Here is a 14090-nt window from a genome sequence, read left to right as displayed (position 1 = left end):
TACCGGAGGGCCGTTATGGCAACTTTACCAATTAGTTACGGAATCATCAATACCAGCCTGGCAGGCCGGCAGGGCCTGCGTTCCGGGCCCCGCCGGGCTGGCCTCGCCGGCCAGAAAACGGCGGTACCAATGCCCCGAGTCCTTGATGGTGCGGCGCTGGGTTTCGTAGGCCACGTGCACCAGCCCGAAGCGGGGCCCGTAGCCCTCGGCCCACTCGAAGTTGTCGGTAAACGACCAGGCGAAGTACCCTTCCACCGGCACACCCTCCTGCCGGGCCCGCAGCACCTGCCCGATGCTGGCCTGCAGATACGCCTGCCGGGCCGGGTCGGCCACGCGGCCGGCTCGGAGCTGGTCGGGGAAGGCGGCGCCGTTTTCTGTCACCAGCAGGCGGGGCGCGTTGGGGTAGGCCGCAAACTGCTTCAGCATGTGGTAGAGGCTTTCCGGGTACACTTCCCAGCCCATATCGGTGTGGGGCACACCGCGCCGGGCGGCTCCCACCAGCGCGGCCCACAGCAGCGGCACGTAGGGCGCGTGGCGCACCACCTCCCGGGTGTAGTTCTGCACGCCCAGAAAGTCGAAGGCGAAGGGCAGCAGGGCTTCGTCGCCGGGGCGCATGTAGCGGTCCAGCCAGCCGAGCAGCGGCACGTCGGCCACGGGGTAGCCCAAACCCAGGGCGGGCTCCACGAACAGGCGGTTGAGCAGCGCATCGGCCCGGCGGGTGGCACGGGCGTCGCGGGCGTGGCCGGGCCGCCAGGGCGTGAGGTAGGAGCAGGAAAACGTGGTGCCGATCTGGGCGGTGGCGGGCAGCACCGCCCGCAAAGCCCGGCCGCCCTCGGCCTGGGCCAGCGCGGCGTGGTGGGTGGCAGCCAGAAACGCGCCCAGGCTGCGGCGGCCCGGCGCGTGCACGCCCAGCAGGTGCCCGGCCCCGGTGAACACCATGGGCTCGTTGAGCACCATCCAGTGCTGCACCCGGTCGCCGAGGCGGGCCGCTACGCGCTGGGCGTAGTCGGTGAACCAGCCCACCACCGAGCGGTTGGTCCAGCCGCCGAGCTGCTGCAGCGCGGCCGGCAAGTCCCAGTGGTAGAGCGTGGGCCAGGGCGTGATGCCGTGGGCCAGGCAGCCGTCTATCAGCCGGTCGTAGAAGTCTATTCCCTTTTGGTTAATACCACCCCTACCCTCCGGAAAAATCCGCGACCAGGCGATGGAAAAGCGGAAATCGTGTATTCCCATTTGTTTCATCAACTCCAGATCCTGCGGCCAGCGGTGGTAGAAATCGGTGGCTACCTCGGCGGTTTCGGCGCGCTTGATGCGGCCCCGGCGGCGCACGAAATCGTCCCAGATGCTGGGCCCTTTGCCGTCCAGGTTCCAGGCCCCTTCCGTCTGGTAGGCCGCCGCCGAAACGCCCCAACGGAAGTCAGCCCCGAAGTCAGCGCGGGTAACCAGAGCCGGGGTGGTAGCCGGAAAGAAAGCGGCAGGCAGAGCAGACAAATCGGGCATAACAACGCGCAACAGATGAATATCAGAAAGACGGCCCGCCCAGCCGTCGCAACCCGGCAGGTGGGCCGCAGCGGCCGGGCGGCTTGCCCTCGGCAGGGTTGCTACACCACCAGCGCCGGGGCCGGCCAGCCCGCCTGGGCATCGGCCAGCAGTTGGTCCAGTACGGCACCGGTGGCGTCCGGGTAGTCGACGGGTATGGGCTGGCCGAAGCGCAGCCACTCGTCCAGCACATCGAGGCTGCGGTCTTTGAGGTTTTTCACGACCGGCACGCCCATGGCCGCCAGCGCGGCGGCGTTGCAGGCCTGCTCATACTGGTGTTTCATGGGCACCACCAGCAGCTTTTTGCCCAGGTAGAGCGCCTCGGCGGGCGTCTCGAAGCCGGCCCCGCACAGCACCCCGGCACTGCGGGAGAGGCTATCGACGAAGGCGGCGCCGCTCACGGGCCGCACCCACACGTTGCCGTGCTCCGACTCCTGCCGGCTGTGCTTGCTGAACACCTCCCAGCGCACCGAGCGGCTGAGGTAGCGCAGCCGCTTCACCAGCGTGGCTTCCTCGAAAGCGGGCAGATACACCGTGTAGTGGCCTTCGTTGCGGGCCGGCAGCGCCCGCACCTGCTGCCGGATGACGGGCGTCTGGATGTGCGGCGCGTAGGCCTGAAAGTGGAAGCCGTAGTGGTGGGTGGCGGGCGCGTAGTGGCGCAGCACGGCGCGGCCCACCAGGTCGGCGTTGGCGGGTTGCGGGGCGTGGGGGCTCAGCACGGCGCTCTGGTGGCTCAGGGCCACGCAGGGCCGCCCCTGCCGCCGGCAGGCCCACGCCGATACCGGCTCAAAGTCGCTGATGACGATGTCGTAGGCTTCCACGGGCAGCAGGCGAATCTCGCGCAGAAAGGCGGCCGAGTTCATCTGCCAGAAGGTCTTCACGAAGTTGACCCCGCCCTTTTTCCCGAAAACAAAGCCCATGCCCTGGCAGCGGTAGCGCACGGCAAACGGCAGCTCAATGTCGGCGGGCGGGCCGCTCACCAGCACATCTACCCGGCTGGCCCGCTGCTGCAGCAGCGGCACAATGTCGAGGGCGCGGCTGAGGTGGCCGTTGCCGGTGCCCTGAATGGCGTAGAGGATATTCAACTGAAATCGAAACAGGTAAAAAAGATGTGTTGACGGATGCGCGGCGGCCCGGCCAGCCGGGCGGCGTTGCTCAGCCCGGCCCGGTCACCGGGTTTCGGGGGCAGGCTTGCCATTCATTTCGAGCAACAGGTCGGCCAGCAGGGCGGCCACGGGCATGTCGGCGGCGGTGTCGGCCTCGTCGGGGGCGGGCGTAGTTGGCTCGGGCTGCTGCATGCGTGGGTCGGTGGCGTAGCGGTAGAGGCTCCAGCCGGCTTCAGAGGTATATTCCAGCGCGGTGAGGTTTTCCACCCAGTCGCCGGAGTTGAGATACACCACCTCGCCCTGGGCCGTGGCCACAGGCCGGATTTCGGGGCAGTGGATGTGGCCGCAGGCCACGTAGCGGTAGCCCCGGTCGGCGGCAATGTCGGCGGCCGTCTGCTCGAAGGCACTGACCAGATTCACGGCGCTTTTCACGCGGTCCTTCACGGCCTTCGACAGCGCCACGCGGGGGCGTCCCAGCTTTAGCAGGCCCCAGTTCACGAGGCGGTTGAGCAGAATTAGCAGGTCGTAGCCGTGGGCGCCCAGGCGGGCCAGCCAGCGCGAGTGGCGCATGGTCACGTCGAACACGTCGCCGTGAAACAGCCAGGTTTTGCCGTGGGGCAGGTCGAGCACCAGCTTGTTGTCGATGCGCAGGGCGCCCAGCCGGGTTCCGGCAAACTTGCGCAGCAGCTCGTCGTGGTTGCCGGTAAGGTAGTGGATGCGCACGCCCTTGGCGGCCAGGCCTGCCAGTTGGCGCACCGCCCGCATGTGGGCCGCGGGCCAGTAGCTTTTGCTGAACTGCCAGATGTCGATGATGTCGCCGTTGAGCACCAGCACCCGCGGCCGGATGCTTTTCAGGTAGCGCAGCAGCTCCGTGGCGTGGCAGCCGTAGGTGCCCAGGTGCACGTCGGAAACGACGGCCACCTCTACCCGGCGACGCTTGAACGAGGGGCCGCTCATCGGAAGGCGGGGCGGGGCCGGAGCCGGGCGCTGGGCAGGGTGCGGGCTCCGGGCCGCCCGGTTGGCTCTGGCTGCGACGCCTCATCGGCATTACCAAAGCGAAACGGCAGCCGCAGCGCCCCCACGGAGCGCAGCACAAACGCCCCGCCAAGGGCCAGCTGGAAGAGCAGGTAGGCCAGCGCGCGTACTACGCGGCGCAGCATCGAAATCGTGAGGGGAGCGTGCATATCGGAAAGCCGTTTTAACCCGTCTCAAAGGTCGGCCGCCACCATTACCCAGGAATTACGGTGGTATTATGCTTAGATCAAGTTTGCCTGGCCACGCCCGCAAGGCGGCCCGGTAACCTCCCGCAACACTTCCGGATCGGGCGCTGAGCGGCCGGGCGGGGGCTTCGGGCGGGCCGGGCGGCTTTTTAGACGAATCCAGGTACAATAGGCTTTTCCCGTGCGTACCTTTGAGTGGTCGTAACCCCGACTATCAGCTTATCTCCTATTCCTCTCTCATGAAGAAACATCTCCTCCTCGCCCTACTCCTGCTCGGCAGCCTGGCGGCTTCGGCCCAGTACATGCCCGGCAAGCCCCGCAAGAAATACACCTTCCCCAAGAAGGATGAAGAGTGCCAGTACGTGCTCAACGTCACGAAAAACACCGACGAAGACGCCGAGGTGGATGCCTGCGTAACCCGCGTGGCCTACCGCCCCTACCTGGAGCTGCTCACCGAAGTGGAGGCTCTGAAAAAGATGAACAGCTGGGCTGATACCACCTACCAGCGCCGCCTCAGCCAGCTTCCCGCCGGCGGCCTGCTCGTCGTGACGATGTACCGCCGCGGAGGCGCCAACGCCGACCCGGCCTACCTGAGCGTGGTAGCCAAGGACAAGGATGGCAAGGAGGTTTTCAACGTTCCGGCGCTGCCGGAAGGCCAGGGCCGCTTCTGGAACCGCGACCTGTACGTAAGCAAGCGCGCCATTCCATTTGTTAAAACCGAAACGCCGCAAGACCTGACCCTGGTCATCAACGACATCAAAACCAAGCAGACGTTCGAGTACGTGGTAAAAACCCAATAATTTGTTTATCAGATTATTACCTGCACCTTGCAACGTAATTCAAACAGAAAGGGCCTTCCGCGGAAGGCCCTTTCTGTTTCAAACCATTTGTGCAAACCGGCCGGCAGCCGCTACCGGTGCAGGCGCACCCACTGCACGGCAATAATGGTTTTGGCGTCTTCGAACTGTTGCTGCTGCAGCTGCTCGGCACTCAAAAACACCGCCTCTATCTTCTCGCTTTCCTCGGCCAGCCCGCCCCCCTGCCCCGACTGGTGGCTGACCTCGGCCAGGTACACCGTGATGGTTTCGGCGCTCGTCCCGGGCGAAGGGTAGATGTGGGCAATCTGCTCCAGCCGGTCTACGTCGTAGCCCAGCTCCTCGTGCAGCTCGCGGCGGATGGCGGTTTCCGGCACTTCGTCGCCGTCGATCATGCCGGCGGCCAGCTCCAGCATCTCGGCCTCGGGCCCGATGCGGAACTGCCGGGTCAGCACATACTGCTCCTTTTGGGTGTCCCAGACCAGCGCGGCCACGGCCCGGCCCGGCTCGAACCGCTCCCGTTTGAGCTGCTCGTCGCCGTCCTGCACCGTGAGCAGGCGGAGTTTGAAATGGCCATCGTAGGCAGTTTTGCGGTCGGTTACGTGCATAGCTGAACAGGAAATCAGGTTTATTTTCCGAAAAGTAAACGGATTTTACGGCGGCCGGGGTTATAGCAGCGCTCCTCCGGCATTCGCCACCAGCTTATCACTCAGCCAATATTTATTTTACCGCTTATCCCTCAGCGCTTTATTACATTGCTTTTGGGCTATTTTCCGGCCTCCAGCCATCCTGCTGCCCATAAACTTCCGACGGGCAGGGCAAGCTGGCCGGCCTTTTGGGTGAGCTATTTGGCCGTTGCCCGGGCTTCGGCGGCAGCCACTACCATAAAGTCGCCGTAAAACCACCGACCTTTGCGGACTCGTGCCCACTCCGCGGCACATCCGATAGTTTGGCCGCCTGCGTTGGCGGCTCCGTTTTTCCTTTTTCCGTTTGATGATCTTCGACGACCTTAACCTTATTGAGCCTATCCTGCGTGCCCTGCACGAGGAAGGCTACACTACCCCCACGCCTATTCAGCAGCAAGCCATTCCGCAAGTGCTGGAAGGCCACGACCTGCTGGGTGTCGCCCAGACCGGCACCGGCAAAACCGCCGCTTTCACCGTTCCGATTCTGCAGATCCTGCACCAGACGGCCCAGGTAGAGCGCCACGCGCCCGGCCGCATTCGTTGCCTGGTGCTCACTCCTACCCGCGAGCTGGCCATCCAGATCGGGGAAAGCTTCAAGGCCTATGGCCGCCATCTGCCCAAGCTGCGCTCCACCGTCATCTTTGGCGGCGTGGGCCAGCACCCGCAGGTGCAGGTGCTCAAGCGTGGCGTTGAGGTGCTCATCGCCACGCCCGGCCGCCTGCTCGACCTGATGAACCAGGGCTTCATCGACCTGCGCAACATTGAAGTATTTGTGCTGGACGAAGCCGACCGCATGCTCGACATGGGCTTCATCCACGATATCAAGCGCATCCTGCCCAAGCTGCCGGCCTCGCGCCAGACGCTGTTCTTCTCGGCTACCATGCCCGGCCAGATTCAGGAGCTGGCCGCTACCATCCTGCGCCCCAACCCGGTGAAAGTGGCCGTGACGCCCGTTTCCAGCACTGCTGATACGGTTACGCAGGGTGTGTATCTGGTAGAAAAGAACGACAAGCCAGCTTTGCTGGAGCACGTGCTGCAAAACCAGGAAATCCGCCGCGTACTGGTGTTCACGCGCACCAAGCACGGCGCCGATAAGGTGGTGAAGACGCTGGAGAAGGCCAACATTCCGGCCGAAGCCATCCACGGCAATAAAAGCCAGAACCACCGCCAGCGGGCCCTCAGCAGCTTCAAGGCCGGCACCACCCGCGTGCTGGTGGCCACCGACATTGCCGCCCGCGGCATCGACGTGGATGAGCTGACCCACGTTATCAATTACGAGGTACCCAACGAGCCCGAAACCTACGTGCACCGCATCGGCCGGACGGGCCGCGCCGGGGCCTTCGGTACGGCTTTCACGTTTGTGGAAGACGAGGAGCGCGCCTACCTGCAGGATATCCAGAAGCTGATTCGCCGGCAGATCGACCTGATTGAGGACCACCCCTACACCACCCGCTCGGTGGCCCCGGTGCCGTTGCACGGCGGCGCGCCTATCAAGCGGCCGAAAGGCCCGGCTGGTCGCCCACCGCGGCCCGGCCGCGAAGGTGGCGGCGGCGGCCAGGGTGGCGGCCGGGCGCCGCGCCAGGGCCAGCAGAGCGGCGCCCCCCGCGGCGGCCAGGAACGCGGCGCCAGCGGCGGCCACCGCAGCAGCTCCGCGGCTTCGTCGCGGCCAGCTGGTGAGCGGACGCCCGGCAGCAGCCAGGGCTCCAACTCGGGCCAGCGCCGCTTCCGCGGCGGCAACGGCGGCGGACGCCCGCAGTAGCCCGTTTTAGGAAGTATTAGAAAGGGAGGTCCTGACCGGTGGTTGGAGCCTCCCTTTTTTTGTTTGCGCAACGGCCAATGGGCGGGCGCGGCCGGCCCATTGGCCTCAAAACAAAATCCCGACCTACCGGATTGTAGAAATGGTGGCAACGGTGCCACTGCCGTACTCTTCAGCCTTTCGTTCTTATGGCTCAACGCACTCTTGCCGTCATTCAGGCCCTGCGCGACACGGCGCAACGCCTGGCGACCCAGGCTCCCTACCAGTGGGGCCACATGGGCAGCTGCAACTGCGGCCACCTGGCCCAGACGGTTACCCAGCTTACCAAAGCCGAAATCCATGCCCGCGCGATGCAGCGCTACGGCGACTGGGAGCGGCAGCTGACCGACTACTGCCCCACCAGCGGCCTGCCCATCGACCAGTCCATCGACGAAATGCTGGCCGTCGGCTTCACCCGCACCGACCTGGCGCACCTGGAGCGCCTCTCCGACCCCTTGGTTCGGCGGGCCATTCCGTTTGAGCGCCGCGACGCCCTGCGCCACAACCAGCGCGACGACGTGGTGCTGTACCTGCGTACCTGGGCCGCCCTGCTCGAAGACGAGCTGCTGGGCACCATTACGCTGCCACACCTACTTCCCAGCCAGCCAGTACCCGCACAGCCAGTGCCCGCGCAGCACGTCCTGGCGTAAGCACCCGATATAGGGCTACCGTAGTCCCCAAAACCGCAAGGCCCCGTCCGACATTGTCAGATGGGGCCTTGCCGTGTATGGCAGAAAGCGAACCGGCACAGGGCTGCTACAGCCAGCGCCGGGCGCTATGCCGGGCAGCCGGGCTATACCGGGTAGGGCTATTTAGTAGTTGACGTTGCTGCGCTGCGCTTCGCGGTAGCCCTCGGCGCGGTGGCTACGCTTGTACTCCGCATCGGCGTTGGGGTCTTTCTCGGCATCGGGGGCTTGCGTGCAGGAAGTCAGGAACAGCGGCGCGCTGGCGGCAAGCAGGAAGAGCAGACGGAATTTTTTCATAGCCCAAAGATAAGCACCAACCCGAAAATCCCCAACTCGCCGAGGCTCCGTGTTTAGCAACCTTTGCAGCCCCACCCGGTAGCGCCGCGCTAGTGCCCAACGCATACGCGCCGGCAGTGAAGCACCTGGCCGCAATACATTACATAAGTAAACAATCTACATCTATACTGCTCCTGCAGACGCACCAACAGAACAACGGCACCGAGCAGACACGCCTGCCGCAACACAGGAAAATCTAGCAGAAGGTGATTCATTGCTCTTCAAATTGGGTTCTGCGGCAGCGGGCGTTGGGGGCGCTAAACGCTGTAAAACCCTGACACCTTCGTTAGCATCTCTAACTGAGTTAGCTGTTGGGACGAAAACTTACATATAACTATCCCAGTATGGGGCCCGGTCAACAAACTTAGCATCTACTGCGCTTAAATCAGAACCAGTAAGCAAAATGCTATGGATTGCACTAATCCCACTTTATAAGCAGCTCTAATAACAGCAACTAAGGCTTTAACAAATCAACATAACCCATTGATAATTATAAATTTATTTTAAAATAAACCGCCCAATGCAAGCCCTATCAAACAAAGTATTTATTCATAACAAACAAGACAACAGCACATCCATAAAACGCTGGATATACGGGGCATTTACGGCAGCTACAGGCAGTGTACCAGCAGCCTATTAAGGACACTGACAAATTGCATTTGCTGTGCCTGAGCAGTCAGCTAAAGCCCAATAATACTCATTTTCGCTTAGCATCGCCCACATTGGGTTTACGCCACGGAAGGCTCCGGCTGATAGTCGGTGAAGGTGCCATCCTGATAGAAGATAACGATCCGCCGGATTGACTTGCCCGGCTCCGCAAAGGCACGGGCCAGCGATACATCTGCGGACTGCGCTGGCAGAGCCGCAGGGACCGCCGCTGCTGGCCCCGCAACCGCAGATACGGTAACCGCTGCCGGAGCGGATTGGGTGGCGGCCAGAGCCTCTACGGAGGCCACCGGCGCCGGCGCCACAGGAGCTGGCTGCAGAGCAGGCGCGGCAACAAGGGCAGAAGGCTCCTCTGGCGCGTGCGTTGCCTGCCGGGCAGCCTCCGGTACCGCCGGCACTATCTGCGGCCGGTAGCGGGGCACTTTAGCGGCTTTGCGCACCAATGGCGGGCCGGCAGCCTCTTCCAGCGCGGGGCTGGCAGTAGGAGCAGCCCCGGAAGCGGCTGTGGAAGGCGCCTTCTCCAGCATATCGCCGGTGCCCTTAAGCAGCCAGCCGGGCGACAAAAGCGGGAAAGCCGTCAGAATCTTCTGCGCCACTTCCAGGCTGGGTTTGTTGCGCCCGCTCAGAATGTGGCTGATAATGGGCCGGGCCACCCCGATGCTGTCGGCAAACTGCGTAGGAGTAAGCTGATTTACCTGCAGAAGTTCTCTGATGCGCTCTACCATACCAAAACTGAATTCAGTTACAAATGTACAGCGTTTGGTTGCAATGAGGAACTGTACATCTCGCTGGCACCTCTTATGACACAATTGTAATCAAGCATAAATGCCTCGATCTGTTGATTACAATTGAAACAAAGGGCCACTCTATCAATTTTCATATGTAATACAATTGTAAATCATCCTCTCCCCCCCTTTCAACTGTTCGCCACGGCAGCCTACTGCTGATTATCTTTTTATTTCCCCGAGAGCTGCCGGCAAGCAGCACGGACTAGGAACCGATGCCTGGCTTGCCAGTCGTGTGGGCGGTATGTGGGGCGGCTGGTATGGGCGGCTGGTGTAGCCTGCCAGTTGTGGGGGCGGCTGGTGTGGGCGGCTGGTGTGGGCGGCTGGTGTGGGCGGCAGGTAGCGCCGGGGCACTGCCAGCTCTAAGAAAAGCCCTGCCCGCCAGGATGGCGAACAGGGCTTTTCTTAGAGCTGGCAGCAGGCGTAGATATCGCCCGGGTGCTAGTTGAAGTATTCTTTGGCGAGGGATTTGTCGTGGCCGTAGATGTCGTCGCGGAAGTTCACGTTGCCGGCTTCATCCACCCACGAGGTGAAGTAGACCAGGTACACGGGCACGTGCTTGGGCAGGTTTACGTAGAGTTCCTTGCGGCCGGCAATCGTTTCCTCGATCTTGGTCATGTCCCAGCCGGGCTTGTTGCGGAGCAAGTACTCAGCCAGTTTAAGGGGCTCGGCTACCCGCACGCAGCCGTGGCTGAAGCCACGCTTGGCCTGGCTGAACAACTCGTCGTGGGGGGTGTCATGGAGGTACACATCGTTAGAGTTCGGGAAGATGAACTTTACGTCGCCGAGGTCGTTTTTGGGGCCCGGACGGCGGCGCAGCGTGTACTTCCAGGTGGCCGGCGTGAGGCTGGCCCAGTTGATGCTGTTGGGGTCGATGGGGGTAGCCTTGGCGCCCGAGCCTTTCACCACTTCCATGTCGAGGCGGTCGAGGTAGGACTGGGCATTAGCGGCCAGCTTGGGGCGCATCTCCTTATCGATAATGCTGTAGGGAACGTTCCAGTAAGGAGCCAATACTACGTACTCCATCTTGTCGGAAAAGACCGGCGTAGCGTTGAGCGCCTTGCCCACAATGACGCGCATATTGAACACTTCCTTGTTGGCTTCGACGACGTGGAGCTTGTAGTCGGGGATGTTTACCAGCAGGTAATCGGGCTCGAACTTTTTCGGAATCCAGCGCCAGCGCTCCATGTTCAGGATGAGCTGATCGATGCGCTGGGCAACGGGCACGTTGAGCAGACGGAGCGTTTCGCCCCCCACTACCCCATCGGGGTTGAGGCCGTTCTGGCTCTGAAAATCCTTCACGGCCTGCACCAGCTCGGCGTCGTATTTCTCGGCCGGCACGGCAGCAGTCGGAGCCGGTGCGGCGGGGTTGTTAGCTACGGTGCGGGCCGGCACAGCCTCCGCAGAAGCGGTGGCGGCAGGTGCGGCCGCTGGCGCCGCTTTGGTACCCAGCAGACGCTGGCGCAGCGTGGCTACAGCCGGTGAAGCCTGCCCGGGCTTGAGCTTGGTGGTGGCGGGCAGGGTCGGCCAGCCACCGTTACGCTGGAGGGCGCGGTAGTCGGCCAACGCCTTTTTAAGCTGCTCGTACTCGGGGTGCAGCGGCTCAAACTCATAGTAAGGATACGTGCTTTCCCGCTCCTGCAGGATCGTCATCAGGGCCTTATGCAGCTTGATCTTATTGCGCTTCACCTGCCAGTCAATGGTTTTGACGGCACGCGGGTCTACAGTGCCCCGATAGAAGTCGGAAGCCCAGTTGAAATAGGTACCGGATAAGGCTACGTCAATCTCCTTTTCCAGCGCATTGCGCTTGGTGGAATCGGCCTGCACGCCCTCCAGATCGGCAAATAGCTTATCGAAGTCCTTGGTTTTGTATTCTTTAGGATCTAGACCTTCGTCGGCAGCCTTATTGATGACCCCGAGCATGGTTTTGGCCTGCGGCACCAGTTCGTGGTTGCGGAACCAGCCCAACCGGAACTGTCGCTCGCGGTAGAACTTCTTGGCCCACTCGACCTGGTCCTTGAATTTAGGTTCGGCATTCATGGCGCGTACTACATATACGCTGTCGAGAGTAGGCTGCGGCCCACCGGCTTTGGCCGGAGTGCCGGGCAGGGCTTCCTTGATCTGGGCCTTTTGCTCCTGGCTGCACGAAGTGGCAGAGGCCAGCATCGTGAGGCTCATGAGCCAGAACAACAGAGTGGAAAAGAAAGCCGGACGGAACGGTGAATTCATGCAGATGGAGAGAGGATAAGGGAACGGACAATTGCTGGCTGGCCGGGTAGCAACGTACCCGCCTCGGCCAACTGCGCTTTTAACTGCATTCCGGAACGATAAGTTGCCCCGGTTCCGCTTCCCTTACAAACGGCAAGTTACTCGTTTTGCCAATACAGTAGAGAGTGAATGCCGGCCGGATCTACCGCTTTTTTTGCGCCGGCCGTATTACCTGAGGCCTGGCCCCGGCGCCATTCCGGCTCCGGTCTGGGCCGACGGCTCCATACTGTTTTGGCTATCTTTGGCCCTTTCTCCCCTGCCGCTTGTCGCCGGCAACTCATGCGCTGCTTCTCTCTTCTATGACTGCTTCTGCTTTGCACCTCCTCCCCGACCCGCACAGCTACGCCCGGCCAGCCGAGGCCAGCGTCCGGCACCTCAGCCTGAACCTAGCCGTTGACTTCGACGCCCGCCTGCTGCGCGGCACTGCTACCTGGCAGCTCCACAACGCCGGCGCCACCGAGCTGCTGCTCGACGCCCGCGACCTGCACATTGAGGCCGTATGGCTGGGTACCCCGGACGGCGAGCCGACCACCTTCGAGCTGGGCGCGGCCGACGCCGTGCTGGGCCAGCCCCTGCGCATCCGCATCCGGCCCGACACCACCGAAGTCAGCATCCGGTACCAGACCACGCCCGGCGCTGCGGCCCTGCAGTGGCTGAGCCCTGCGCAGACGGCCGGCCGCCAGTACCCGTTTCTGTTCACCCAGTCGCAGGCCATCCTGGCCCGCACCTGGATTCCGTGCCAGGACTCGCCGGGCATCCGCTTCACTTACGAAGCCCGGGTGCAGGTGCCGGTGGAAATGCTCGCCCTGATGAGCGCCACCAACCCGCAGGGGCGCAACGCCACCGGCGAGCACCACTTCCGCATGGACCAGCCCATTCCGGCCTACCTCATGGCCCTGGCCGTTGGCGACCTGCAGTTCACGCCGCTGAGCGCCCGTACCGGCATCTACGCCGAGCCCGTGACGCTGCCCGTAGCCACCAGCGAGTTTGAGGACCTAGAGAAAATGGTGGCCACTGCCGAAGACCTGTACGGTCCCTACCGCTGGGAACGGTACGATTTGCTGGTGCTGCCGCCCTCCTTTCCATTTGGCGGCATGGAAAATCCTCGTTTAACATTTGTAACACCTACCATTCTGGCCGGCGACCGGAGCCTGACCAGCCTGGTGGCTCACGAGCTGGCCCATTCCTGGAGCGGCAACCTCGTGACCAACGCCACCTGGAACGATTTCTGGCTGAACGAAGGCTTCACGGTTTACTTCGAGCGCCGCATTATGGAGCAGCTCTACGGCCGCCCCTACGCCGATATGCTGCAGGTGCTGGGCCACTCGGCCCTGCTCCACACCGTGGCGGAGCTCGGCGCCGACAGCCCCGACACCCACCTGCACCTCGACCTGGCCGGGCGCGACCCCGACGAAGGCCTCAACGAAATTGCCTACGAGAAGGGTGACTACCTCCTGCTCACCCTCGAACACCTGGTAGGCCGGCCGGCCCTCGACACCTTTATTAAGGAGTACTTCGCGCGGCACAGTTTCCAGAGCATGGACACGGCCTCGTTCATAGCGTACCTGCGCCGCGAGCTGCTCGACCAGCACCCCGGCCTGGAAGCCCAACTGCAGCTGGATGCCTGGGTGAACCAGCCCGGCATTCCGGCCGTGGCGCCGCCGGTACGCTCGGAGCGGTTTGAGGCGGTGGCCGCTGCCGTAGCCCGGTGGAAGAAGGGTGCGCCGGCCGCCGGCCTGCCTACCGCCGACTGGAGCAGCCACGAGTGGGTATATTTCCTGCACCAGCTGCCAGTGCCACTTTCGTTGGAGCAGCTGGCCGAGCTGGACGCGGCCTTCGGGTTCACGCAGTCCGGCAACGCCGAAATTCTGGCGGCCTGGTTTCCGCGTACCATTGCGGCCGGCTACTCCCCTGCCGACCAAGCGCTGCACCAGTTCCTGACGCAGGTGGGCCGCCGCAAGTTTCTGGTGCCCCTCTACAAGGCGCTGCTGGCTGCGCCCGACGGTGCCGCGCGGGCCCGCCGGCTCTACGCCGAGGCCCGGCACAATTATCATTCCGTCGCAACCAGCACGTTCGACGTACTGTTGAAGTAGAAGTCGGCGCCGCTTTGCGCGGGGCCGACTTCGCCAATTCCTCTGGCCCGAAGCTTGCATGCAGCGGGCCGGAGTGCTACATTCCGTTTTTCCATTTG

General features: G+C 63.1%; 12 protein-coding genes. 4 read left to right on the top strand and 8 right to left on the bottom strand.

Annotation, left to right across the window (positions count from 1 at the left end):
- Positions 1-24 precede the first annotated feature (24 nt).
- The 4 genes from N008_RS16245 to N008_RS16230 form a co-directional block, all read right to left on the bottom strand.
- Positions 25-1497 (bottom strand): GH1 family beta-glucosidase, encoded by a 1473-nt coding sequence (locus N008_RS16245; RefSeq protein WP_071884554.1) that lies wholly within the window; start codon positions 1495-1497, stop codon positions 25-27.
- Positions 1498-1598: 101 nt separating this feature from the next.
- Positions 1599-2621, bottom strand: coding sequence for a glycosyltransferase family protein (locus N008_RS16240; RefSeq protein WP_044017470.1), 1023 nt, complete (start codon positions 2619-2621; stop codon positions 1599-1601).
- A gap of 84 nt (positions 2622-2705) precedes the next feature.
- Positions 2706-3599 (bottom strand): UDP-2,3-diacylglucosamine diphosphatase, encoded by an 894-nt coding sequence (locus tag N008_RS16235; RefSeq protein WP_052381640.1) that lies wholly within the window; start codon positions 3597-3599, stop codon positions 2706-2708.
- Positions 3596-3826, bottom strand: a complete 231-nt coding sequence (locus N008_RS16230; RefSeq protein ID WP_156109353.1) for a hypothetical protein — start codon at positions 3824-3826, stop codon at positions 3596-3598. The genes N008_RS16235 and N008_RS16230 overlap by 4 nt, the downstream gene beginning before the upstream one ends.
- A gap of 275 nt (positions 3827-4101) precedes the next feature.
- Here N008_RS16230 and N008_RS16225 point away from each other — a divergent pair, with 275 nt between their 5' ends.
- Positions 4102-4662 (top strand): hypothetical protein, encoded by a 561-nt coding sequence (locus tag N008_RS16225; protein ID WP_044017468.1) that lies wholly within the window; start codon positions 4102-4104, stop codon positions 4660-4662.
- 110 nt (positions 4663-4772) lie between these two features.
- Here the strand turns inward: N008_RS16225 and N008_RS16220 are convergent, their stop codons facing one another.
- Positions 4773-5285 carry an NUDIX domain-containing protein gene (locus N008_RS16220; protein WP_044017467.1) on the bottom strand — a complete coding sequence of 171 codons (513 nt, stop codon included), beginning with the start codon at positions 5283-5285 and terminating at the stop codon, positions 4773-4775.
- Positions 5286-5670: 385 nt separating this feature from the next.
- On the opposite strand from N008_RS16220, the gene N008_RS16215 reads away from it, so the two are divergent.
- Positions 5671-7122, top strand: coding sequence for a DEAD/DEAH box helicase (locus tag N008_RS16215; RefSeq protein ID WP_044017466.1), 1452 nt, complete (start codon positions 5671-5673; stop codon positions 7120-7122).
- A gap of 185 nt (positions 7123-7307) precedes the next feature.
- Positions 7308-7808, top strand: a complete 501-nt coding sequence (locus tag N008_RS16210) for a hypothetical protein (RefSeq protein WP_044017465.1) — start codon at positions 7308-7310, stop codon at positions 7806-7808.
- Between the two features lie 162 nt (positions 7809-7970).
- Here the strand turns inward: N008_RS16210 and N008_RS23250 are convergent, their stop codons facing one another.
- The 3 genes from N008_RS23250 to N008_RS16200 form a co-directional block, all read right to left on the bottom strand.
- Positions 7971-8141, bottom strand: coding sequence for a hypothetical protein (locus tag N008_RS23250; protein WP_156109352.1), 171 nt, complete (start codon positions 8139-8141; stop codon positions 7971-7973).
- A 767-nt stretch (positions 8142-8908) separates the two neighbouring features.
- A complete protein-coding gene (locus N008_RS21780) occupies positions 8909-9571 on the bottom strand; it encodes a helix-turn-helix domain-containing protein (RefSeq protein WP_052381639.1) in 663 nt (220 codons plus the stop codon).
- A 501-nt stretch (positions 9572-10072) separates the two neighbouring features.
- A complete protein-coding gene (locus N008_RS16200) occupies positions 10073-11860 on the bottom strand; it encodes a murein L,D-transpeptidase (RefSeq protein WP_044017464.1) in 1788 nt (595 codons plus the stop codon).
- Between the two features lie 338 nt (positions 11861-12198).
- On the opposite strand from N008_RS16200, the gene N008_RS16195 reads away from it, so the two are divergent.
- Positions 12199-13992 (top strand): M1 family metallopeptidase, encoded by a 1794-nt coding sequence (locus tag N008_RS16195; RefSeq protein ID WP_044017463.1) that lies wholly within the window; start codon positions 12199-12201, stop codon positions 13990-13992.
- Positions 13993-14090 lie beyond the last annotated feature (98 nt).

Source organism: Hymenobacter sp. APR13 (assembly GCF_000737515.1).
Classification (GTDB): Bacteria; Bacteroidota; Bacteroidia; order Cytophagales; family Hymenobacteraceae; genus Hymenobacter.
This window is presented reverse-complemented; position numbering and strand designations above follow the sequence as displayed.

What these genes read in the sequence shown, in the direction of transcription:
- N008_RS16245 (WP_071884554.1), bottom strand. Translation starts at nt 1,497, where the DNA reads ATGCCCGATTTGTCTGCTCTGCCTGCCGCTTTCTTTCCGGCTACCACC.
- N008_RS16235 (WP_052381640.1), bottom strand. Translation starts at nt 3,599, where the DNA reads ATGAGCGGCCCCTCGTTCAAGCGTCGCCGGGTAGAGGTGGCCGTCGTT.
- N008_RS16230 (WP_156109353.1), bottom strand. Translation starts at nt 3,826, where the DNA reads ATGCACGCTCCCCTCACGATTTCGATGCTGCGCCGCGTAGTACGCGCG.
- N008_RS16225 (WP_044017468.1), top strand. Translation starts at nt 4,102, where the DNA reads ATGAAGAAACATCTCCTCCTCGCCCTACTCCTGCTCGGCAGCCTGGCG.
- N008_RS16220 (WP_044017467.1), bottom strand. Translation starts at nt 5,285, where the DNA reads ATGCACGTAACCGACCGCAAAACTGCCTACGATGGCCATTTCAAACTC.
- N008_RS16215 (WP_044017466.1), top strand. Translation starts at nt 5,671, where the DNA reads ATGATCTTCGACGACCTTAACCTTATTGAGCCTATCCTGCGTGCCCTG.
- N008_RS16210 (WP_044017465.1), top strand. Translation starts at nt 7,308, where the DNA reads ATGGCTCAACGCACTCTTGCCGTCATTCAGGCCCTGCGCGACACGGCG.
- N008_RS23250 (WP_156109352.1), bottom strand. Translation starts at nt 8,141, where the DNA reads ATGAAAAAATTCCGTCTGCTCTTCCTGCTTGCCGCCAGCGCGCCGCTG.
- N008_RS21780 (WP_052381639.1), bottom strand. Translation starts at nt 9,571, where the DNA reads ATGGTAGAGCGCATCAGAGAACTTCTGCAGGTAAATCAGCTTACTCCT.
- N008_RS16200 (WP_044017464.1), bottom strand. Translation starts at nt 11,860, where the DNA reads ATGAATTCACCGTTCCGTCCGGCTTTCTTTTCCACTCTGTTGTTCTGG.
- N008_RS16195 (WP_044017463.1), top strand. Translation starts at nt 12,199, where the DNA reads ATGACTGCTTCTGCTTTGCACCTCCTCCCCGACCCGCACAGCTACGCC.